Annotated in this window: 20 protein-coding genes; 12 read left to right on the top strand and 8 right to left on the bottom strand. The window is 29.3% G+C overall.

The features are described from left to right. Positions 1-15 precede the first annotated feature (15 nt). From H518_RS0113025 to H518_RS0113010, 4 genes are all read right to left on the bottom strand, one after another. Positions 16-828, bottom strand: coding sequence for a hypothetical protein (locus H518_RS0113025; RefSeq protein ID WP_043706915.1), 813 nt, complete (start codon positions 826-828; stop codon positions 16-18). Between the two features lie 160 nt (positions 829-988). Then, positions 989-2,311, bottom strand: coding sequence for a sugar MFS transporter (locus H518_RS0113020; protein WP_028889469.1), 1,323 nt, complete (start codon positions 2,309-2,311; stop codon positions 989-991). Positions 2,312-2,457: 146 nt separating this feature from the next. After that, positions 2,458-3,165, bottom strand: a complete 708-nt coding sequence (locus H518_RS0113015; protein ID WP_028889468.1) for a LytR/AlgR family response regulator transcription factor — start codon at positions 3,163-3,165, stop codon at positions 2,458-2,460. A 10-nt stretch (positions 3,166-3,175) separates the two neighbouring features. Then, positions 3,176-4,240 (bottom strand): sensor histidine kinase, encoded by a 1,065-nt coding sequence (locus H518_RS0113010; RefSeq protein WP_043706913.1) that lies wholly within the window; start codon positions 4,238-4,240, stop codon positions 3,176-3,178. Positions 4,241-4,436: 196 nt separating this feature from the next. On the opposite strand from H518_RS0113010, the gene H518_RS0113005 reads away from it, so the two are divergent. From H518_RS0113005 to H518_RS0112950, 12 genes are all read left to right on the top strand, one after another. Further along, complete coding sequence (locus H518_RS0113005; RefSeq protein ID WP_028889466.1) at positions 4,437-7,535, top strand: SusC/RagA family TonB-linked outer membrane protein; 3,099 nt, start codon at positions 4,437-4,439, stop codon at positions 7,533-7,535. A gap of 4 nt (positions 7,536-7,539) precedes the next feature. Next, entirely contained in the window at positions 7,540-9,132 is a 1,593-nt protein-coding gene (locus H518_RS0113000; protein ID WP_028889465.1) for a SusD/RagB family nutrient-binding outer membrane lipoprotein, read from the top strand. 143 nt (positions 9,133-9,275) lie between these two features. Further along, a complete protein-coding gene (nagB, locus tag H518_RS0112995; protein ID WP_043706912.1) occupies positions 9,276-11,210 on the top strand; it encodes a glucosamine-6-phosphate deaminase in 1,935 nt (644 codons plus the stop codon). Between the two features lie 3 nt (positions 11,211-11,213). Continuing rightward, positions 11,214-11,654, top strand: a complete 441-nt coding sequence (locus tag H518_RS0112990; RefSeq protein WP_028889463.1) for a hypothetical protein — start codon at positions 11,214-11,216, stop codon at positions 11,652-11,654. Next, positions 11,651-13,693 (top strand): beta-N-acetylhexosaminidase, encoded by a 2,043-nt coding sequence (locus H518_RS0112985; protein WP_028889462.1) that lies wholly within the window; start codon positions 11,651-11,653, stop codon positions 13,691-13,693. Before H518_RS0112990 ends, H518_RS0112985 begins: the two co-directional genes overlap by 4 nt. 1 nt (position 13,694) lies before the next feature. Then, positions 13,695-14,582, top strand: a complete 888-nt coding sequence (locus H518_RS0112980; RefSeq protein WP_028889461.1) for an SMP-30/gluconolactonase/LRE family protein — start codon at positions 13,695-13,697, stop codon at positions 14,580-14,582. 2 nt (positions 14,583-14,584) lie between these two features. After that, a complete protein-coding gene (locus H518_RS20565; protein ID WP_051263768.1) occupies positions 14,585-15,172 on the top strand; it encodes a LacI family DNA-binding transcriptional regulator in 588 nt (195 codons plus the stop codon). 1 nt (position 15,173) lies between these two features. Further along, on the top strand, positions 15,174-16,052 hold the full coding sequence (locus H518_RS19835) for an N-acetylglucosamine kinase (protein ID WP_051263767.1): 879 nt from the start codon (positions 15,174-15,176) through the stop codon (positions 16,050-16,052). 60 nt (positions 16,053-16,112) lie between these two features. Beyond that, a complete protein-coding gene (pfkA, locus tag H518_RS0112965) occupies positions 16,113-17,096 on the top strand; it encodes a 6-phosphofructokinase (RefSeq protein ID WP_028889460.1) in 984 nt (327 codons plus the stop codon). Positions 17,097-17,119: 23 nt separating this feature from the next. Continuing rightward, the gene (gap, locus tag H518_RS0112960) at positions 17,120-18,112 is read left to right on the top strand and encodes a type I glyceraldehyde-3-phosphate dehydrogenase (RefSeq protein ID WP_043706910.1); all 993 of its coding nucleotides are present in this window, start codon (positions 17,120-17,122) and stop codon (positions 18,110-18,112) included. Between the two features lie 314 nt (positions 18,113-18,426). Continuing rightward, positions 18,427-19,419: a type I glyceraldehyde-3-phosphate dehydrogenase gene (gene gap / locus H518_RS0112955; RefSeq protein ID WP_028889458.1), complete on the top strand. Its 993-nt coding sequence runs from the start codon at positions 18,427-18,429 to the stop codon at positions 19,417-19,419. Positions 19,420-19,484: 65 nt separating this feature from the next. Further along, positions 19,485-19,847 (top strand): methylglyoxal synthase, encoded by a 363-nt coding sequence (locus H518_RS0112950; protein WP_028889457.1) that lies wholly within the window; start codon positions 19,485-19,487, stop codon positions 19,845-19,847. A gap of 211 nt (positions 19,848-20,058) precedes the next feature. Here H518_RS0112950 and H518_RS0112945 read toward each other — a convergent pair whose 3' ends face one another. The 4 genes from H518_RS0112945 to H518_RS0112935 form a co-directional block, all read right to left on the bottom strand. After that, positions 20,059-20,460, bottom strand: coding sequence for an ACT domain-containing protein (locus H518_RS0112945; protein ID WP_028889456.1), 402 nt, complete (start codon positions 20,458-20,460; stop codon positions 20,059-20,061). A 48-nt stretch (positions 20,461-20,508) separates the two neighbouring features. Then, entirely contained in the window at positions 20,509-20,682 is a 174-nt protein-coding gene (locus H518_RS21605) for a CBU_0592 family membrane protein (protein ID WP_455569306.1), read from the bottom strand. Positions 20,683-20,796: 114 nt separating this feature from the next. Further along, positions 20,797-21,177: a Rid family detoxifying hydrolase gene (locus H518_RS0112940; RefSeq protein ID WP_028889455.1), complete on the bottom strand. Its 381-nt coding sequence runs from the start codon at positions 21,175-21,177 to the stop codon at positions 20,797-20,799. Between the two features lie 33 nt (positions 21,178-21,210). Continuing rightward, a complete protein-coding gene (locus H518_RS0112935) occupies positions 21,211-23,901 on the bottom strand; it encodes a putative LPS assembly protein LptD (protein WP_028889454.1) in 2,691 nt (896 codons plus the stop codon). Positions 23,902-23,903: the final 2 nt, after the last annotated feature.

The raw sequence follows: 23,903 nt of genomic DNA, 5'->3' as shown, positions 1-23,903 counted from the left end.
GATAAACTGTATTAATTATTTTAGTTGAAAATGTATGTGGTCATCATGTCTAACAGCGTTACAACCTTGAAATCGTATTTTACTATTTGTTAACCTCATTCTTTTTTTTAAGTGAGGTTCAATAAATAATTTTTCAGTACTTTTTTCTTTTAAAATAAGTTTGACTAAATCTCGTGTTCCTTTTTTAGAAAACTTAATATCGTTATTAATTTTACCTAATGTTAAGTATTTAGGGAAATCGTATTGCCAATTTCCTCGCTTTTTGCAAATTTTATTTTGATTGTATTCATTACGAGTAGGTTCTTCATAAACACCATAACCACTTATAGAGGGTTTTTTATTGGTTAGTTGTTTATTTTTATTTACATAAATAAGTGATACGTCAATTTTCTTTCCGTCGTTATGGCTTAAATGGGGGAGTAGGGGAAACTTATCAATAAAAGGAAAATTAGCATCTAAATATACCATTCTAATACCTTTATTCTTATTTTCAAAATCAGTAGCTATTTTACTTATTACTTTGTTTAATTTTGGTTTAACATAGTTTCTATTAGCTAGTTTATAAAAAAAAGAATGTGCTTTTAAAAAACTAGTTTCTTTAATTTTTTCTCTACCCCAAAAAGGAGCTAAATAAGGGATAATTAAAAAGGTTGCAAAAAGATATAATATTGTGAAAATAGTAGTTCGTTTTATTTTATTTTTAGTAGATAAAACAGCAATTAAATACACAATACCACCAATTTGAGTAACTATAGTTAGGAAACTAAAAATTAAAACATGCAAGAGTATTTTTAGTACTATAATATATACAGGTTTTTTGTTTTTCATTCCTATTTTGTCCTTTGTTGTGAGTGTTTATTTTTTGTTTACAAAAACTCGATTTTAAACTCTCGTCTGATTTTAAGAGTGCTATTCATAAAAGGGATTGAGTTTTTTCGAAACTCAATCCCTTTGTGTTTTTTCTTCAAATGTTGTTTTTACTTGTTTGCTAATTCTTTTTTAAACCCATTTTATGTCCAATTAGAGCGTAGAATAATATGAAAATATAACAAGGGATTAAGATCCAATAGCTACCAGTAGCCGCATCAGCTAATGCTATAGATTCTTCGATTCCTTGGTGTATTAAAGTTTCTTTTTTCATATCAACTAGCTTACCATATAAAGGTGGTATTACTGCTCCTCCTGAAATAGCCATAATTAGTAATGCAGATGCTGTTTTAGTAAACTTTCCTAGTCCTTTTAAGGTAAGTGGCCATATAGCAGGCCATACCAAAGCATTTGCTAAACCTAATAAAGCAACAAATAAGACAGAGGTGAATCCTGAAGTGAAAATAATACATAAAGATAAGATAATACCAGAGATAGCACTTATTTTTAAAGCTAAGTCTTGTTTTAAATATTTAGGAATTAATAAAGCTCCTAATAAGTACATTGAAACCATAGCCATTAAAGTATAGGTAGTAAAATATTTAGCTTCAGCAACTGGTATGCCTAGTGAAATACCATAATTAATAATGGTATCTCCAGCAATAACTTCTACTCCTACGTAGAAAAATAAAGTTAATACACCTAACCATAAATGAGGAAATTGAAACACACTTGTTTTAGTTGTCACTCCATCTTGTGTATCTTCAATAGGTTCAGCTTCAACATGAGGTAATGGAGCTAAACGAATTAGCAGCCCTAAAATAACAAGTACTATTGCCATTATAATATAAGGTGCTACTACACTGTTTGCCATTTCATTTAAAACAGTGTTTTTCTCTGCAGTATCTAAGGTTTGTAATTTATCATTAATACCATCAATTCCTTTTAATAATATAGCTCCGAAAATTAAAGAACCTAAAGCACCTGCTATTTTATTAGCAATTCCCATAATAGAAATTCTTTTAGCAGCACTTTCAATAGGGCCTAAAATTGTGATATATGGATTAGAGGAAGTTTGTAATAAGGTCATTCCTAATCCTTGAATAAAAATAGCTAATAAAAACATCCAGTAAGTTCTAGCATTTGCAGCTGGAATAAAAACTAAGGCTCCAATAGCCATTACTATAAGTCCTAAAGACATTCCGTTTTTATATCCTGTTTTTTTAATAATATAGGATGCAGGTAGTGCCATAATAACGAAGGAAATATAAGAAGCTGAGGCTACTAAGTAAGCTTGAGACTCTGTAAGTTCATTAATGGTTTTCATAAAAGGAATCAATGCTCCGTTTACCCAAGTAACAAAGCCAAAAATAAAAAATAATCCTGCTATGATAATGATAGGAATTGTAAAATTCTGTTTAGAATTAGTAGATGTAGTTTCCATATAAGTGTTTATATTATTAATTTTTTAATCTCGTCAAGAAAGCTATAAAAAGCTAAAAAACTCTTTTTTTTCTACAAGGAACGTTTTTTTTACTACCAATGGAGTAAAAAAAAGAGGTGTGTAAATGATTAAAAAAGTAAGAGAGGTTAAATATCTTTGTTTTTTAAAATAATTTGCTTAGTGTTGTTTAAGTATTTTCTTCCAATAGGTATTCTTTTGTTATTTATATTTAATGAATTTCCTTCAACATAATTTACTTTGTCAAAGGCAATTGTATAAGATCTATGTATTCTTAAGAAGCTTTTGCTAGGTAGTTCTTCTGTCATACTAGTTAAAGATTTATGAACAATATAATTATTAAGGGTTGTAGAAACTCTTATATAATCTTTCAAACTTTCGATATATAAAATATCATCATGTTTTACCTTTACAAGCTTTTTATCAACTTTTAAAAATACATGAGAGTTTTTTGTTATTTCTAAGTCAGTATTGTTATTATGTATACGTTGTGTTAATTTGTTAATAGTCTTTAAAAATCTAGGAAAAGGAATTGGTTTAACTAAATAGTCTAACACATCTAAATCATAGCCTTCAATAGCAAACTCTCTATAGGCCGTTGTAATTATAACATAAGGTTTTATTTTTGTGTTTCTTAAAAAATCTAGCCCATTCATTTTAGGCATATTAATGTCTAAAAAAAGAACATCTATTTTTTCACTTTCAATTGTGTTAATTGCTTCTATAGGGTTATTAAAAGTATCAACAATTACAATGTTTTTAAATTCTTGTAAATGATTTTTAATAACATTTATGGCTAATGGTTCGTCGTCTATAATTACACAGTTTATTTTCACTTGTTTGTTTTTAAGTTAAAGGAATTTGAAGGTTTATTGTAAATACTTTTTTTGTTTCCATAATTTTTAAACTGTACTGATCTTTATAAATTAAATCTAACCTTCTTTTGGTATTAGAATTACCAATACCACTTTTCAATCTTTTTTTAGCAAAAGAGTTAGTTGGCTCAAAAGAGTTTTCAATGTTTAAAATAAGAGAATTATTTTCCTTTTTTTCTATATCAATACAAATATAAAAATCGCTATTGTTTTTATTACCATGTTTAAAGCAATTTTCAATAAAAGAAAGAAAAACTAATGGAGGTATTTTTGCATTACTAATATTCCCTTTTAAGTTAATATTTATTTGAGCGTTTTTATGACAGCGTAAAAGTTCTAAATCAGCGTAATTTTGGATATACTCAATTTCATTTAAAAGATTTACTTTACTTTTTTTTACATCATATATAACATATTGCATTATATCTGATAGTTTTAAAACTACATCCGGAGCTATATCCGATTTTTCTAATGTTAAAGCATATAAGTTATTTAATGTATTAAAAAAAAAATGAGGTTGAATTTGAGATTTTAAAAAATTTAATTCACTTTTTAAATGTTCTTTTCTTAGGGTCTCTATTCTGTCTTTTTGATTAACCCAATCTATAGTTAATTTTATTGCAGTAGCTAAAGCAAGTACATATAGTTCTCCTATAGTAACAGCGACAATATGATTAAAAGTAAAAGCTTGTTGATAAGCATCTGTTTCGGGCCATATATCTTTTGTAACAAGAATGTAATTTAAACCTGTACGAATGGTATAAAGTAATCCTAAGGCTAAAAATAATAAGGTAACATACGTTTTGTATTTTTTAGTTATTAAAAATTTAGGAATAAAATAATACACATTTGTGTAAACTAATATTATATGTAAGGGGAATTCTACTAAATTAGATTTTATAGAGTACCAATAGTCGTCAAAATAACTACCCCATCGTATTACATTAAATATAAAATAAATTAACCAAAAGATAATATGGTACTTTCGTGAAATAGTCCTATTATTTTTTTTGATAGAAAATAAGTTATTGATCATTTGTTTTTAATATGTTAAAAAAGTAGGAAATTAATTTTTTTTTAGCAAAAAACACTGTTAATTTTCATTGAATTATGATTTTTTTTTAAAAGATGTTGTTTGTTGCCATTTTCGAGTCGTTCGTATATTTTTTTTAATTAAACAGTTGGTTTATACATATTTTTATCTCAAAACTATTTCTAAATTTTTACTTAATATGAAAAAAAATAAAATCTTATTGTGTTTTTGTTTTTTCTTGTTAATGATCCAAGTATCAGTAGCTCAAGAAAAAACTATAACGGGAGTAATCTCATCTAAAGCTGATGGATTGCCATTACCTGGAGTTAACATAATAGTAAAAGGTACAGTTAAGGGGGTTGAAACCGATTTTGACGGTAAGTACAAAATTAATGCTTCATCGACAGATGTTTTGATGTTCTCTTTTGTTGGAATGGAGAGTTCTTCAGTTCTTGTAGGTAATAAATCAGTAATAAATGTTCAGTTAAGTGAAGGAACTTTATTAAAAGAGGTTGTCGTAACAGCTTTAGGGATTAAAAAAGAACGAAAAAGTTTAACGTATTCTGCTCAAGAAGTTAGTGGAGATGAGTTAACAAAAGTAAAGCAGACAAATCCTATTAATAGTTTGTCTGGAAAATCAGCAGGAATAACTATATCAAGAAGTTCTTCTGGTTTAGGAGGAACAGCAAAGGTTGTATTAAGGGGTAACTCTTCAACAACTAATAATGATCCATTATATGTAATTGACGGGATACCAATGTTAAATAGCGGAAACGGATCTAATGGTTCAGAGCCGGGTACAGATATTTTTGGAAGTCAAACTGGAAACAGGGATGGAGGAGACGCAATGTCTTTAATTAATCCTGATGATATAGCATCAATTACAGTTTTAAAAGGAGCATCGGCATCAGCTTTATATGGAAGTCAAGGAGCTAATGGTGTAATTTTAGTTACTACAAAAAAAGGAAAAGAAGGTAGGTTATCTGTAAATGTATCATCTAGTTTTACTGTAGATAATGTAATGTCATTACCAAAATTACAATCTGAATACCAATCTGCATCTGTTGTAAACCCGCAAACGAATCCTGAGCTTATATTAAGAGGTAATGTTACTGATGCAAAATCTTGGGGAGCAAAAATTTCTGGTTTATCGAATGACGCTAAAAGTTTTTTTAATACAGGATATACATCAATAAATTCAATAGCTTTAACATCGGGTAATGCTAAGATGCAAACATATTTTTCATATGCTAATACTTTAGCAGAAGGGGTTGTTCCTCAAAATAAGTTAATAAAAAATAATGTAACGTTAAGAGAAACTGCTAAGTTTTTAAATGATAAGATAGATATCTCTGCTAGTATTAATTTATCAGATCAAAGAATTAATAATAGACCTACAAACGGATTGTATTCAAATGCTTTAACAGGGGTTTATTTACATCCAGTAGGTATTGATAGAGATACTTACAAAAATAAATTTGAGTATTTTAATCAAGTAACGAATATGATGGATCAATACGCTACATCATTTGATGAAAATATTCAGCAAAACCCATATTGGTTAATTAATAGAAGTCCTAGTAAAGATGTTGTACAGAGGGTTTTAGCAAATGTGTCAGCTAAATATCAAATAACTGATAGCTTCTCATTACAGTCAAGAGTAAGTTATGATAAGTCATTTTTTACATTTGATAAAAGACAGTATGCAGGTACAGATCCTGTAAATTCAGGAGGTAATGGAAGGTATATTTTAGAGAAAACAGAAAACACACAGCAGTATGTTGATTTAATAGCTAATTACACTAAAGATTTCTCAGAAGATTTAAGTTTTACAGGGTTATTAGGAACTAGTTTAACTAAGTATGCTATAGGAGATCAAATTTTATTAGACTCAGGAAGAGATGGAATGGGGTTAAACTTTCCAAATATATTTACGATAGCTAATTTTGCAACAACTAATAATATTAGGCAATCAGTAGGAAATAGAGAAGTTCAATCTGTGTTTGGATCAGTTAACTTAGGGTATAAGAAAATGATATATTTAGATATAACTGGTAGAACTGATTGGTCATCTACGTTAGTAAATACAAACTCAACTTCATTTTTTTACCCATCTGTAGGTTTAACAGGTGTCTTTTCAGAGATGTTTAATATGCCAGAAGCAATTAATTTTGCAAAACTTAGAGTTTCTTATGCTGAGGTAGGTAAAGATATTCCTGTATACGCTACGATACCTTTAAATTCAATAAACCTAACAAATCCATCTGTAGGTTCAGCTGCTTTTGCACCTATTGAAGGTGAGACATTAATGCCAGAGAGACAAAAATCATTTGAAATAGGTACAGAATGGAGGTTTTTAAATAATCGTTTAGGTTTTGAATTAACGTATTATAATACAAAAACAGAAAACCAGATATTCTTTATTCAAGCAGCACCTAACCCAAATGGATATTCACAAAATATTGTGAATGCAGGAGAAATATCTAATAAAGGTATTGAATTAGTTTTAAATGGTAAACCAGTAAGAAATGAGAATTTTACATGGAATACGGCATTAAATTTTGCGCAAAATAAAAATGAAGTAGTATCAGTACATCCATCATTACAGGATGGTGAAGCTATAATTACAGCAAGAGGTGTTAATGGATATGAATTTTCGTTAATTGAAGGAGAAGATTTTGGAAGTATTAAAGCGAGATCATTGGAAAGAGACCAAAATGGTACACCAATAATTAATTCATCAGGAGCTTTAGTAGCTACAGATTTTAAAACTGTAGCACATGCACAGCCTGATTTTACTTTAGGATGGAATAACACTTTTGATTACAAGAATTTCTCTTTTGGTTTTTTAATTGATGGGAAATTTGGAGGAGACGTAGTAAGTGTTACAGAAGCTGTAAATGATAAATATGGTGTTTCACAGGCAACCGCTGATGCTAGAAATACAAATGGAGGAATGATAAATGTGGTAAATGAAACAGGTGTTGGATCTCAAATTACTGCACAAGAGTACTATAATGCAATTGGAGGTAGAGATGGTATGCTAGGAGAATATGTATATGATGCAACTAATGTGAGTTTAAGAGAGTTATCTATTGGATATAAATTACCAATAAAAGATGATTTCTTTAAAAGTGTAAGATTGTCTTTAATAGGAAATAATTTATTCTTTTTCTATAAAGAAGCTCCATTTGATCCAAACATAGCTGCAAGTACAGGTATTGGTTTACAGGGAGTTGATATTTATAGCCAACCATCAACAAGAAGTATAGGGGTTAATCTTAATATAAACTTTTAAAAAAATGAAACGAACGATAAAATATATACAGTTATTAATAATTTTAGTAATTATTAATGCATGTACCAATGATTTTGCAGGAATTAATACCGATCCTAATAAAATATCTAACGAAAGTTTAACTCAACGAAATAATCATATAGGTTCTAGATTTTCACCAATGTTTTCGAATGTAATTCGTGTTGAACCAGCGTGGAATTATCAATTACAACATAATTTAAATGCAGATGTTTTTTCTGGTTATATGACTTCACCTACACCTTTTGCAGGAAATATAAATAACCAAACATATGCTTTAGTTAATGGTTGGAATGGTTTTATATGGAGCGATGCTTACAATGCAAACATTGGTAATGGAGTAATGCCATATGCTAGAGGTATTAAAGAGCAAGTTGAATTGACAAATTCAGAAGGAGGAGAAAAATTTGTGTTTTTAGCAAACATTATTAAAGTAATGGGAATGCATAGAGTTTCTGATGTTTTTGGTCCGATACGATATTCAAAGTACGATGATTATAATACTACGGGAGAATATGATTCTCAAGAGAACGCTTATAAGGCCTTCTTTATGGAATTAGATGAAGCTATAGTAGGGTTAAAGCAATATGAAGGGAATGTTCAATTTGATCCTTTTGATGAGTCTAGTTTAGAAGGTGATATTGCCTCATGGAGAGCTTTTGCAAATTCATTAAGATTACGTTTAGCAATTAGAGTATCTAAAGTAGATCAAGCATTAGCAAAAATTGAAGGAGAAAAAGCATTAGCTAGTGATGCTAGCTTTATTACAGGAGCAATGACAGTTGATATGGGAGGTTTTTCGCATCCATTGGCAACTATTAGTGGAACATGGGGAGATATTTGTATGAGTGCAGAGATGGAAGCTATTTTAAAAGGTTTTAATGATGTAAGAATCGCTGAATATTTTAATGCACCTGCTGATGTAGCTTTAGGAACTCATAAAGGTGTTCGTCAGGGAATTGAAATTAACGCAAAATCTCAATATGGTAGTCATTCTTTATTAGGAAATGTAGTTGAAAATGCTACACATAAAGTGTGGATGACAAATGCAGAAGTACATTTTTTAAAGGCAGAAGCAGCATTAAGAGGTTGGTCAGGAGCAGGAAATGCTAAGATGAATTATGAAGAAGGAGTGAGAGCATCTTTTTCTCAGCATGGAGCTTCAGATGTAGAAGCTTATTTAGCAGATAATACAAGTACACCTGCAGATTTTGTAGATGCATTAAATACAGCAAATGATATAGCTTATGCTAGCGATGTTAAAATAGCATATGATAATGCAGCAACACAAGAAGAGCAATTAGAACAAATAATTACTCAAAAATGGATTGCAATGTTTCCTGACGGTCAAGAAGCTTGGTCAGAATTCAGAAGAACAGGATACCCTAGAGTATTTCCAGTTGTTGTAAATAATAGTGGAGGAGATATTGATACAAATACTCAAGTACGAAGAATTAATTTTGTAGATAGTGAGAAGAACACGAATGCAGCAAACGTAACAATTGCAGTAGGTTATCTAAATGGACCAGATACTGGAGGAACAAGACTTTGGTGGGATACAGGGATGTCAAACTTTTAATAAATACGTTAATTTTTATTTGAATGAAATAACCAGAAGTATGTAATGTATTTCTGGTTGTTTTTTATGTCTTTTTTTTAGCGTTTAGTCGAAAAAATTAGCAAAAAAAAGAGATAGCTACTAAATTTACTAAAAACAAAAAGATGGTTGGATACTTACAAATAGACACCCCTAAAAATATAGCATATAAACCTGCTGGACAATTTGAAGAAACACGTTATGAAAAGAATCATAACATAATTTTTAATAACTCTCTTGAAGCTTCAAAAATTGTAGCAAATGAAATAGCTGATCTGATTAAGCAAAAGCAAAAAGAAAATAAAAAATGTATTTTAGGTTTAGCTACAGGATCATCACCAATAAAAGTATATGAAGAATTGGTTCGTTTACATAATGAGGAAGGATTAAGCTTTACGAATGTAGTTACATTTAATTTAGATGAATACTGGGCAATGCAACCAGATGATGTTCAGAGTTATCATTATTTTATGCATGAGCATTTATTTAATTATATAGATATATTACCAGAAAATGTAAATGTTCCAGATGGTACCATCAATGCAAACGAAATTCATCAATATTGTATTGACTATGAATTAAAAATAAAGGAAGCAGGAGGTTTAGATTTTCAGCTTTTAGGTATCGGTAGAACAGGTCATGTTGGTTTTAATGAACCAGGATCTCATTATAATTCAGGAACAAGAAGCATAACATTAGATCACATAACAAGACAAGATGCCGCTTCAAGTTTTTTAGGAATAGATAATGTTCCCCGAAAAGCAATAACAATGGGAATTAATACGATAAGAAATGCAAAACGAATTGTATTGCTAGCTTGGGGTATTAATAAAGCTAAAGTTATTAAAGAAACAATAGAAGGAGAAATAACATCGCAAATACCAGCAAGTTATTTACAAAATCATAAGAATACTACCTTTATTATAGATGTAGAAGCTTCTACGGAATTAACAAGAATTAAAACGCCTTGGTTAGTTGCATCGTGCGTGTGGACTGATGAGCTAAAAAAGAAGGCTGTTTTTTGGTTAAGCCAAGAAGTTCAAAAGCCAATTTTAAAACTTACCGATAAAGATTATAATCAACACGGAATGTCTGGGTTATTATCAGAAGAAGGAAGTGCTTATGATTTAAATATAAAAATTTTTAATAAGTTACAACATACAATTACTGGTTGGCCAGGAGGAAAGCCTAATGCAGAGGGGAGTAATAGACCAGAGAGAGCTCAACCATCTAAAAAACGTGTACTTATTTTTAGTCCGCATCCAGATGATGATGTAATTTCTATGGGAGGAACATTTGATAGATTGGTAGAACAAGGTCATGAAGTACATATTGCTTATCAAACATCAGGTAATATTGCTGTAGCAGATAGTGATGCTTTAAAATTTGTTGAGGTTGCTAAAACTTTATCTCTTAATCAAGAAGGATTAGATGAAATAGTAAAAAGTATAAAATCTAAAAGGCTTAATAATATAGATTCTCTTGAGGTTAGAAAATTAAAAGGAAGTATTAGAAGAGCAGAATCACTAGCAGCAACAAGATATTTAAGCCTTGAAGATAGTAATGTTCACTTTTTAAATCTTCCTTTTTACGAAACAGGGAAGGTGAAAAAAAATAGTTTATCTGAAGATGATTTAGATATAATGTGCGAATTAATAGAAGAAATTAAACCGCATCAAATTTATGCAGCAGGAGATTTAGCAGATCCTCATGGAACTCATAAAGTATGTTTAGATGCTTTATTTGAATCATTAGAAATTCTTAAGACTAAAGCATATATGAATGATTGCTGGGTTTGGTTATATAGAGGAGCTTGGTATGAATGGGAATCGTATGAAATTGAAATGGCAGTACCTATGAGTCCTGACCAAGTAATAAAAAAACGTCATGCCATTTTTTATCATCAATCTCAAAAAGATGGAGTTATGTTTCAAGGAGATGATGCTAGAGAGTTTTGGGTAAGAGCAGAAGATAGAAACAGATTAACTGCAGAAAAATATCATGATTTAGGTATGGCAAATTATGCAGCAATAGAGGCGTTTAAACGATATCATTTTTAATAAATGAAAGGAACAATATATTATTTACTATTTCTGTTTTTCATTTTCTCTTGTGGTAAAAAAAGCACATTAAAAAGTCCCAAAAATATAGAAGGTACTTGGAAAATGATTTACGCTGAAATTGTAGAAAACGATTCTGTTAAATTAAAGGATTTATCAAATACGACGTTTATAAAAATTATAAATAAGACACATTTTTCATTCTTTAATCAAGAAATTAAAGGAAATAAAAATTTTTATAGTGGAGCTGGATCTTATGTTTTAGAAGGAGAAAAATATACAGAAACATTAGCTTTTACAACAATAGAAGCTATTAAAGATCATCAGTTTTCATTCAAGGTTATAATAAAAGGTGATACTTTAATTCAATCAGGAATAGAAAAGGTTAAAGCAGCAGGTATAAATAGATTTATTATTGAAAAATATATAAAATTGAATAAATGAAGAAAATAATTTTAATTATAATTCTAGGTATTTTTATAGAACATTCTTTTTCTCAAAAAGCATTATCAGAAAAGTATAATTTAATGCCTTGGCCACAAGAAATAGAAGATAATAGTACTCATCTTATTATAAATGAAAAACTAACAATTAGTGTTTTAGGAACTGATTTAAAAAAGAGAGTTCATAAAGCATCAGTAAGTTTTTTAAGAAGGCTTTCTAATAGAACAGGTGTTTTTATTAATACAGGTTTTCCTGTAAAAACAAAAAACGGAACAATAGAGATTAATTTCGAAACTGTATCTAATTTAAATATAGAAAGTGATGAATCATATTCTTTAGAAATTAATAGTAATAAGGTTAAAATTAATGCAAAAACTGATGTTGGAGCTATTAGAGGGTTAGAGACTCTTTTACAGTTGATTAATTTTAATAAAGACAATCATTTTTTTGAAGGTGTAACTATAAAGGATTCACCACGCTTTGTATGGAGAGGATTAATGATTGATGTTGCAAGACATTTTCAACCAATTGATGTCATAAAAAGAAACCTAAAAGCAATGGCATCTGTGAAATTAAATGTTTTTCATTGGCATTTAACAGATGATCAAGGGTTTAGGGTAGAGTCTAAAGTCTATCCAAGATTGCAAGAAATTGCGGCTGACGGATTATTTTATACTCAAGATCAAATAAAAGATGTCGTTGCTTTTGCTTCTGATTTAGGAATTAGAGTTGTTCCTGAGTTTGATGTTCCTGGTCACGCATCTGCAATATTAGCAGCATACCCAGAGTTAGGAAGTAAGGAAGGTTATAACTATGAGGTTGAGCGATTTGCAGGTGTTTTTGACCCGACTTTAAATCCAGCAAAAGAAGTTACTTATCTTTTTTTAGAGACTTTGTTTAGAGAGATAGCTCCGTTATTTCCAGATGAATATTTTCATATTGGAGGAGATGAAAATGAAGGTAAACATTGGAATAAAAATGTTGAAATCAAAGCATTTAAAAGAAAACATAACTTAAAAACAAACCACGATCTACAAACTTTTTTTAATATTAAATTAGAAAAAATATTAAAAAAATTAGATAAAAAGCTAATGGGATGGGATGAGATTTTAACACCATCACTTCCAACGACAGCAGTTATTCATTCTTGGAGAGGTAAACATGAAGGTTTAAAACAAAGTACTTTAATTGAAGCAGCAAAAAAAGGGTATCAAGCTGTGCTTTCTAACGGATATTATATAGATAGAATGTTATCTGTAAAACATCATTATTTAGTAGATCCAATAGGTAACGAAATATTAACGAAAGAAGAATTAAAAAGAGTTTTAGGAGCTGAAGCAACCATGTGGAGTGAATTAGTAACACCACTTACAATTGATTCTAGAGTTTGGCCAAGAACAGCGGCAATTGCAGAAAGATTTTGGTCTTCTAAAGAAGTGAAAGATGTTGATAATATGAGAAAACGATTGAAAGTTGTAAACAATCAATTAGAAGAATTAGGTATTACTCATATAAAGAATAAAGCTGTTATTTTAAGGAATCTTACTAAGAATCAGGATATAAAATCTTTAAAAGTTTTATCAAGAATATACGAACCTTTAAAAGTATATTCAAGAAATAAAGGAGGCACAGAATATAAATCATTTTCACCTTTTACCCTTTTTGCAGATGCTTGTTCTGTAGATGCAGATGATGCAATAACTTTTAATAAAGCAACAGAAAGTTTTTTAAGAAAATATTCAAAAGAAAATAAAGATAAAATTGTTTTTTTATTAAATAAATGGAGTAATAATTACAATGACTTTTTAAAGTTAGAAATGAATCCATTATTAAAAAATATAAAAGAACCTTATAGAGATTTAAACACTGTATCTATATTTCTTTTAAAAGTATTAAGAGATAAAAAAACTCCTAGTTTAAAAGAGCAACGTTTAATTAAAAAGAGTGTTGCTAATTTGAAAAAACCTATGGAAGACACTGAACTTATGATTCATTTATCATTAGAAAAACTAATAAAAAATATTAGTTTAAATGAGTAAAATGAAAAGTAAACAGAAGAAAATATTTTATTATTTAAGTTGTCTTATACTTTTATTTAGTTCATGTAAAAAGGAGAATTGTTATATAGCGTTTGATTTTACAAAAGAATATTTGTTTACTAAAGGTATTGAAGGACCCGCGGTAGATAGTAAAGGAAACCTTTATGCTGTAAATTTTGATAAAGAAGGTACTATTGGAAAAGTGGATAAAAAAGGTAATTCAAGCTTATATACTACGCTTTCAAAAGGAAGTATTGGTAATGGAATTCGATTTGATAAGGAAGACAATATGTATATAGCAGATTATGTTAATCATAATGTATTAATTGTTAAAAAAGATTCAATAAAACCAAGTGTTTATGCTCATAATAAAGATATGAATCAACCTAATGATTTGGTTATATCGCCTTCAGGTATTATATATTTAAGTGATCCGAATTGGTCTAATAATACAGGTAATTTATGGATGTTAAAGAATAACAAAATAGTATTACTTGAAGAAAATATGGGAACAACAAATGGTATAGCAGTTAATCCGTTAGGAACAAAATTATACGTAAATGAATCTCATCAAAAGAAAATTTGGGTATATGATCTTAACGAAGATGGTAGCGTTATAAATAAAAAATTATTTAAAAGTTTTATTGATTTTGGTTTAGACGGTATGCGTTGTGACAAGTTGGGTAATTTATATGTTTGTAGATATGACAAAGGTACTGTAGCTATATTATCACCTAAGGCAGCATTACTACAAGAAGTATCATTAAAAGGAAAAAAACCTACCAATATAACTTTTGGAGGATTAGAAAAAAAACAATGTTTTGTAACAATGGCTGATAGGGGATGTTTTGAATCTTTTTATACTCAAATCAGCGGAAAATCTTTTTAAATATGCAAAATACAATAACCTTAAAAAACATTGCTGTAGAAGCAGGATATTCGATATCTACTGTCTCAAAAGCTTTAAACGATAGTCATGAAATTAGTAATATAACTAAAGAGAAAATAAGAAAAATTGCCTCGTCGTTAAACTATATACCTAATTTTTTTGCACGAAACCTAAAGAGTAAAAAAAACTTTATAATCGGTGTAATTATACCTGATTTTAAAAATGAATTTTTTTACAATTTAGTAAATGGAATAACAGAAGAGACTAGTGATAATAGTCATAGAGTTATGGTTTACCAAACTTGTAATAGCCCAAGAAAAGAAATTAATTATATTAATTTATTATCTGAAGATATAATAGATGGATTAATTGTATGTACTAGTTTTTATTCAGAGAAATATTTAGATGACAATAAAAATTATTTTAATTTTTCACAAAAAAACACACCATTTACTATTGTAAATAAAAAAAATAAAGAGAATATTATGACTGAAAAAGCAAAAGAATATGCTGTTAAATATGGGAAAACATTAGTAAACGATTTAATCGTTCGAATAAAGCAGAATAATATACAATTAAAAGCTTCTTAGGATGATTTTAATAGCTGACAGTGGTTCTACAAAGTGTGATTGGTTTTTGTATGAACTTAAAAGTAATAAGGTAGTTACTAGGTTGCGAACAGAAGGAATAAACCCTTCAGTTTTAAAGAAAAAGCATATTAATGATATTCTTAATAATAGTAAAGAGTTAACCAATTATAAAAATATAATAGAAGCTATATTTTTTTTTGGTGCGGGATGCAATAATAGAAAAGGAGAGAAAAAGGTAAAAGATACTTTTGGTAGTTTTTTTCCTATTTTATCAAGAATAGTAATAAAAGAAGATTTAATGTTGGCGGTTTTGTCTGCATCTCAAAACCCATCAGTAGTATGTATTTTAGGAACAGGTTCTAATTGTTGTTTTTTTAATGGAAAAATAATTGAACAGAGAGTAAAATCAATGGGCTATATTTTAATGGATGAAGGAAGTGGTAACCATTTAGGAAAAGAAGTTTTAAGGAGTTATTATCACAAAGAGCTTCCTGAAGATTTAAAATTTTCTTTAGAAAAAGAGTTTAACTTAAATAGTGATAAAGTAATATCTAAGCTTTATGGATCAAAAATGCCTAATAAATATTTAGCTAAATATGCTCGATTTTTATTTGAAAATATAGAACATCCATATGCTAAAAATATTATAACCTGTTGTATATCAAAATTTATAGATAGTCAGTTGCTTAAGTATGAGTCAGAATTAAAAGAAGTCCCTCTCTATTTTATAGGATCTGTAGGTTATCATGCAAGAGGAATAATTAAGGAAGAGTTAGGTAAAAGAAATATAAATATACCTAAAAAATTTATTAGAAGACCATTAACAGCTTTTATTCAATCTATAAAAGAAGACGAATTATTTTTAAAAAAATTAGAGTAGTTAATAAAACTTTGATTGATAGACTTTGTATTTAAAATGAGTAAATTTGATATTCATCTTATGGAAAAAATAAAAAAAATAGCAGTCATGACTTCAGGAGGGGATTCTCCTGGTATGAATGCGGCAATTAGATCGGTAGTAAGAACATGTGCTTATTATCGTACTGAATGCATGGGAATTTACAGAGGTTATCAAGGATTAATAGAAGGAGATCTAGTTCCTTTTACAGCGCGTAGCGTTAATAATATTATTAATAAAGGAGGAACGATATTAAAATCAGCAAGATCAAAAGATTTCAGAACTAAAGAAGGTAGATTAAAAGCATACGAAAACCTTAAAGAGAATAATGTTGATGCTTTGGTTGTAATTGGCGGAGATGGTTCGTTTACAGGAGGCGTAGTTTTTAACAAAGAGTTCAGTTTTCCTATCATAGGTATACCAGGAACAATAGATAATGACATTTCTGGAACCACGCATACAATTGGGTATGATACAGCTTTAAATACAGCAGTTGAAGCTATTGATAAAATTAGAGATACAGCCTCATCTCACAATAGATTGTTTTTTGTGGAAGTAATGGGAAGAGATGCAGGTTTTATAGCTTTAAATGCAGGAGTAGGAGCTGGAGCAGAAGAAATACTAATACCAGAAGAGAATTTAGGAGTCGAAAGAATGCTAGAGTCTTTAAAGAAAAGTAGAAGAACAGGAAAGTCATCTAGTATAGTTGTCGTTTCAGAAGGAGATAAAACAGGTAAAAATGTTTTTGAATTAGCTGATTATGTAGAAGCGAATTTACCAGAATACGAAGTAAGAGTTTCGGTTTTAGGACACATGCAAAGAGGTGGTTCACCTACTTGTTTTGATAGAGTTTTAGCCAGTAGGTTAGGAGTTAAAGCAGTTGAGCTTTTACTTGATAACCAAACAAATTTAATGGTTGGTTTACAAAATAATAAAATTGTTGCGACTGATTTAGAAAAAGCAATTAAAGGAGAAGATAGTATTGATATGGAGTTATTAAGAGTCTCCGATATCATGACAACATAAAAATTATAATAAAAATAATAAATATGATTAAAATAGGAATTAATGGATTTGGAAGAATAGGTAGAATCGCTTTTAGAGCAGCAATTAACAGAAGCAATGTTGAGGTTGTCGCGATTAACGATTTACTAGATGTAGATTATTTAGCATATTTATTAAAGTACGATTCTGTTCATGGACGCTTTGATGGAGAGATATCTGTAAAAGAAGGGAAGTTAGTTGTAAACGGAAAAGAAATTAGAGTTACATCTGAAAGAAATCCTGAAAATTTAAACTGGAGTGAAGTAGGGGCAGAATATATAATTGAATCTACAGGTTTCTTTTTAACAGAAGAAACAGCAAATTTACATATAAAAGGAGGTGCGAAAAAAGTATTTATATCTGCACCATCTAAAGATGCAAAAATGTTTGTAATGGGGGTTAATCATGCCGAAATGACCAAGGAAGATACAATTATGTCTAATGCTTCTTGTACAACAAATTGTTTGGCACCTTTAGCTAAGGTTTTAAATGAGAAATTTGGAATAGTAGAAGGATTAATGACTACCATACACGCTGCAACATCTGGTCAAGGAGTAGTAGATAGCCCGAATAGAGATAGAAGAAGAGGTAGATCGGTTTTAAACAACTTAATACCTGCATCAACAGGAGCAGCAAAAGCAGTTACAAAAGTAATACCAGCTTTAGAAGGGAAATTAACAGGAATGGCAGTAAGAGTTCCTGTAGCAGATGTTTCTTTAGTAGATTTAACTTTTAAAACCAAAAAATCAACGTCATTAGCAGAAATTAAAGCAGCTTTAAAAGAAGCTTCTGAAGGAGAATTAAAAGGAGTGTTGGGGTATACAGAAGAAAAAGTTGTATCACAAGATTTTGTGTCAGAAACAAGAACATCAATTGTTGATGGAGATGCTTGTTTAGAATTAAACAGTACTTTTTACAAAGTAATCTCTTGGTATGATAATGAGTTTGGTTATGCAACTAAAATTGTTGATTTGCTAGAATATTCGGCGTCTTTATAAAGTAATTATTCATTTAGATTAAAAACCTGTTAGTTATTATAACTAACAGGTTTTTTTATGAAAAGAAGTTTTTATCTTTGTTTATATAATTTATACCAATTCGGATATAAAATGGTTGTAAATAAATATGCTTTAATTTTGGCTATTCCAAGGCTTAAAATTTAAATATAGTCTTAGCTATATTTAAATTTGATAACGAATAATAGTAGAAAAGTAAACTTATTTTACCAATTATATTATGTCAGAATTGGTGTTAGATAAGAAATGTCGTTTTTTTTAAGTTAAAACGACAATTAGAATATAAAAATAAAGAAATGATTAAAATAGGAATTAACGGTTTTGGAAGAATAGGAAGACTGGCTTTTCGATCAGCAATTAATAGAGAGAATATAGAAATTGTAGGGATTAATGATTTATTAGACGTAAATTATTTAGCTTATTTATTAAAATATGATTCTGTTCATGGACGTTTTAAAGGAGATGTAGAAGTTAAAGATGGTAATTTAGTTGTAAACGGAAAAGAAATTAGGGTTACAGCAAATAGAAATCCTGAGGATTTAAAATGGAACGAAGTTGCGGCTGAATATATTATAGAATCAACAGGCTTTTTTACAGATAAAGATAAAGCAGCATTACATATAAAAGGAGGCGCAAAAAAAGTAATTATTTCTGCACCATCAAAAGATGCTAAGATGTACGTTATGGGCGTGAACCATGAAGACATGAAGGTGGGAGAAAATATCATTTCTAATGCTTCATGTACAACCAATTGTTTAGCACCATTAGTGAAAATTATTAATGATGCTTATGGTATGACAGAAGGTTTAATGACAACTGTTCATGCAGCAACATCTACGCAAAGTACAGTTGATGGACCAAATAAAAAATGGAGGAGAGGACGTTCTGTAATAAATAATATTATACCTACTTCTACAGGAGCTGCAAAAGCAGTGACTAAAGTGATTCCAGAAATGTTAGGTAAATTAACAGGTATGGCAGTTAGAGTTCCTGTAGCTGATGTTTCTTTAGTAGATTTAACATTTAAAACGGCAAAAGCAACGTCGTTAAAAGAAATTATGGCAACTTTTAAAGAGGCTTCAGAAAATGAATTTAAAGGAATTGTTGGGTACACTGAAGATGCCGTTGTTTCTCAAGATTTTGTATCTGAAACAAGAACATCGGTCGTTGATGCAGATGCTAGTTTAGAACTAAATGAAAACTTTTTTAAAGTAATTTCTTGGTATGATAACGAATTTGGATATGCTACTAAAATTGTTGATTTATTAGAGTATTCGGCTTCTTTATAATATATTGAGCTTAATTTAATATAGATTCCCGCTATTAGCGGGAATTTTTAGTTAATTTTAAAACTATGGAAATAGCAATTATTGCACATGACGGAATGAAAGCAGAAATGGTTCAGTTTTTAAATGAACAGAAATCTGTTTTACTTCAAAAAAATATAGAATTAATTTCAACAGGAACAACAGGTACTAAAGCAGAAAAAGCAGGGTTTAATGTAACTAAATTTTTATCTGGACCTTACGGAGGTGATGCTCAAATAGCAAGTAGAGTAGCAGAAGGTAAATGTAACATGGTATTATTTTTTAGAGATCCTCATGAAAAACATCCGCACGAACCAGATATTACGATGTTGTTACGTTTGTGTGATGTACATAATGTTCCGCTAGCTACAAATCCTGCAACAGCTGAATTATTAATGAAAGCTATTTAGAATAATCTATACTTATACAAGAAAACCGAAACAAATTGTTTCGGTTTTTTATGATCTTTTTTTTAATTTTCGTATTTAGACAAGTCATGAACTTTTGCTGTTTAACACCAAACAAAAAGATTTATAGAATATGTAAACTTACAGAAATATTTGGACTGAATATTGAAACTGAAAGCCAAATTATTTTATAAGAGTTGTTAGTAACTGTTTTTTATTTATAACTTTTAGATAATTGTGTTAAAACTTGAATAGCTTTACTAGAATCTTTTTTGTCTACAAAAATATGGTCGTGGTAATACCCAGCAATAACATTACAGCTGATATTATTTTTAGCTAGTTCATTCGAAAATAAAGCAGTTAAACCAACTGCTTCCAAAGAAGAATGAATCATTAGAGTAATCCAAGATGCAACATATTCATATTTAAGGTTCAATTCATCGGCTTTTTTTATATCAATGACAATTGTTGTTCCTTCCTTTTCTTTAAATTCATAAATGGGATCTTTTCGGTTAATTTTACTTAAATCTGTTACAGTAGTAAATACATATTCTCCTTCATTAAGCTTAGGAGTCATTCCTTTTATTAATTCTGATATGTTTGTTTCTCCTGTCATTTAATTTGCTTTTTTATATTTTATTAGTGAAATTAAATATACAATTGTTCATATACCTTCCTGTATAATAAAGGGTATGTATTTAATAAGCACTGAAGCTAAATAAGTCATAATCGCTCCGATTAGATTTAATAGTATAAAAGTTAAATAGTTATTATTTAGTTTGCTAATAATATTTAATATGTATGCTAGTAGTATTTGAAAAACACTACTAAATCCAATTCAATCAATATTACTGATTTATTCTTTTTTTTAAACTTTTCTACTCCAATGAATTATATTCAATATTATTGAAATTTATCTGAAAAGTTAAGAGTTAACCTTAAATTTTAACGGTTATTTAATGGCGATCATACTTATTTCTACATTAACAAACTTAGGTAAGTTAGCAACTTCAACAGTTTCTCTCGCAGGTGCTGTCTCCTCATTAAAATAGTTAGCATAAACACTATTTATTTTAGTGAAGTTATTCATATCTGAAATGAAAATAGATGATTTTACAACATTTTCAAAAGTCATTTCAGCGGCAGCTAAAACTTCTTTCATGTTCTCCATTACTTGTTTTGTTTCTATTTCAATAGAATCCATCACTAATTCTCCTGTTTCTGGGTTTAAAGCAATTTGACCAGAAGTATATAAAGTATTTCCGCTTAATACAGCTTGATTGTATGGTCCGATAGGAGCAGGAGCTTTACTTGTAGTTATAATTTTTTTCATTATGTAAAATATTAAAGTTGTGTTTGTTTGTTATTAGAATAATACTCTATCTGGTGGCTTATTTTTATCCCATTTTAAATCGCTTAAGACAGATGATTTTACCCCAATAAAGAAATTATATGAAGAGTTTATACCGAAAGGAGTCCAATTAAAATTTAAACGCCAGCTATCTAAATCTCTTGAGAAAGAAAGTCGAGTATAGGTAAAAGCATTATCTTTAATATCGTAACCAGAAGAAAAACCAACTTTCCATTTAGGAGACAGTTCAACATCTCCACTAAACATTAAAGAGTTTGTTGCAACACTACTGATAAGACCGTTATTGGTGTAATTCATTGCGTAGGCTAAGTTTAATTTCCAAGGGATTTTAGCCTTATACAGTTGAGTTTTTTTAGTTTTAGTTTCAGAATTATTAGAAAAATCGTTTGTAGCAGGTGTGTTTTGCCCAAATACATCAGGTGTGTCTTGCGCTCCATTACCACTTTTTTTAGAAGTATCTTTCTTCTCTCCATCTTTTTTCTTCTCAAAATCTTTGCTAGATAAAGAGTAGTTAGCGGTAACTCCTACATTGGTTAATCTTAATATACTTGGGTTAAATTTGTTAATGTAATTTCCTTTACTATCTATTTGGTAAGGATCAAAACGAGCAGTTACATTTAAAGCCAATTTATCTTTAAATAAACGAGTTCCTGCATTTGCATTTAACGGGCTCCAACGTAAACTATCTTTGGTGATATCATAACTCGTACTAAAGTTTAAATTATTTAAAAGAGTTATTTTTTTATCTTCCTCATCACTATCAGGGTCTTTAGGGGCTACTTTAGCCTCTAAAACATTGTTAACAGAAATATTAATAGAGTTACTTACGCCACTACCAGGTACTCCGTATATTCCTCCTTCAAAAGGAGAATAAGTTAATAAATCATTAGGGTCTGCATTCTGCTGTGTTTGTAAATTGTAATTTTCAGCAAAGTTAGGCCTATATCCATAAGAAATAGTAGGTCTAATAGTGTGTCTAATAGCTTTTAAACGACCTTTTTTAAAGTTAAAAGTTCCATAAATGTTGGTTGATAAGGATACTCCAAAATTATATTCATGAAAACGATTAAAACCACTTATTGTATCATTAACAACAGCACCAAAATTACCTTTAGCATCTATAGCGTTAGGATCGTAACTTTTATTAATTTTATCAAAATACCAAACATCTTTATAACTAACACTTGGTGATAAAGTAAAATATTTAAAAGCTTTTAAATTAGTGTTTGTACTTAAATTATGTTGAATCCCTTTTTTAGCAGTTTTAAACATTTTAGAAGTAAAGAATTCATCATCAGTTGTGGTAATTCTATAATCTCCTTGCATACTATAGTTTAATCCCATTTTTTGAATAGGATTTTTCTTTACGCCTCCTTTACCTGTAAACGGATAAATACGATCCATATTTAATTGCAATGAAGGCAATGTCATTGTAATGGCTTGCGTATTGGTGTTTTGTGAATGTGTTGCAGTAACATTCATGTTAAATGGTGTACCTACAAACTTTTTGTAATAAGAGATAGAAGAACTTAAGGTGTTGGTTAAAAACTGAGAACTGTTAAGTTCATTTAAAGATTGCCTGTAATAGGTACTACTACCTAAGTTTACAGAAGCCGAAAACCTTGAATTTGGACTAGATTTAGTATCTTGACTATGACTCCAACGAATATTAAAGTTTGAAGATTTACTATAATTACTTAAACCACGAATACCTTGTATCACATTTTCAAAACGCGTACTAAAGCTACCGCTAAATTTATAACGAACATAATAGTTTGAATCTGCTCTTAATCCCCAACTTCCGTTAGTATATATGTCTCCTAAAACACTTAAATCAAAATAATCACTTAAGGCAAAATAGTATCCTCCATTTTGTAAAAAGAAACCTTGATTGTTGCTATCTCCCCAAGATGGAATAAGAAAACCAGAAGTTCTTTTATCAGACATAGGAAAATAAGCAAATGGTAAAAATACAGGTGTAGGTACATCTGCTATTACCAAGTTACTACCGCCAATAATTATTTTTTTACCCGGAACTAATTTTGCTTTATTTGTTTGAATATAATAATCTGGTATTTTCTTTTTTGAAGTTGTAAAACGTAACTGACGCATATATATAGTAGAATCATTTACACGTTTTGTTTTTTTTGCATACGTTATAATTCCACTCTGATCTGTTTTTACACCGTAAACTAATGCTTTTTTTGTTTTAAAGTTAAATAAGATAGAATCTTGTTCCGATTCTTGGTCTGATTGTTTAAATACTGGACGTTGATGGTATCCTAAACTATCTTTAATACCTTTAGCAGAAACAGTGTTGTTTTTATAATCAAGAACAATTATACCAGCCTTTAAATCAATATCAGTATAAATTACTTGTGCTTCATTATATAAGGTAACAGTTTTGTTTTTTGCATTTTGTATTGTATAATCTTTAGCGTTATGAGTTATAATTCCATCAATAACCTCTTTAGGTTTTATAGAATCGTTAGCTATAGAATCTTTTTTTAAGTTTAAAATACTTTCTTTTTTTAAATCGATTAAAGTGTCTTTAGATATATTTAATGCAGGCTGTGTCTTAGGTTTTTGCTTAGAAACACTTGCTTTTTTAATATCTTGAGCTATACTTAATTGAAAGTAAAAAAGAGATATAATTAAAAGTATGTAAGTTAGATTTGTTCGCAATT

The organism is Tenacibaculum ovolyticum DSM 18103 (assembly GCF_000430545.1).
GTDB classification, from domain to species: Bacteria; Bacteroidota; Bacteroidia; order Flavobacteriales; family Flavobacteriaceae; genus Polaribacter; species Polaribacter ovolyticus.
The sequence above is the reverse complement of the archived record's forward strand: the minus strand, read 5'-3'. Positions and strand labels throughout refer to the sequence as shown.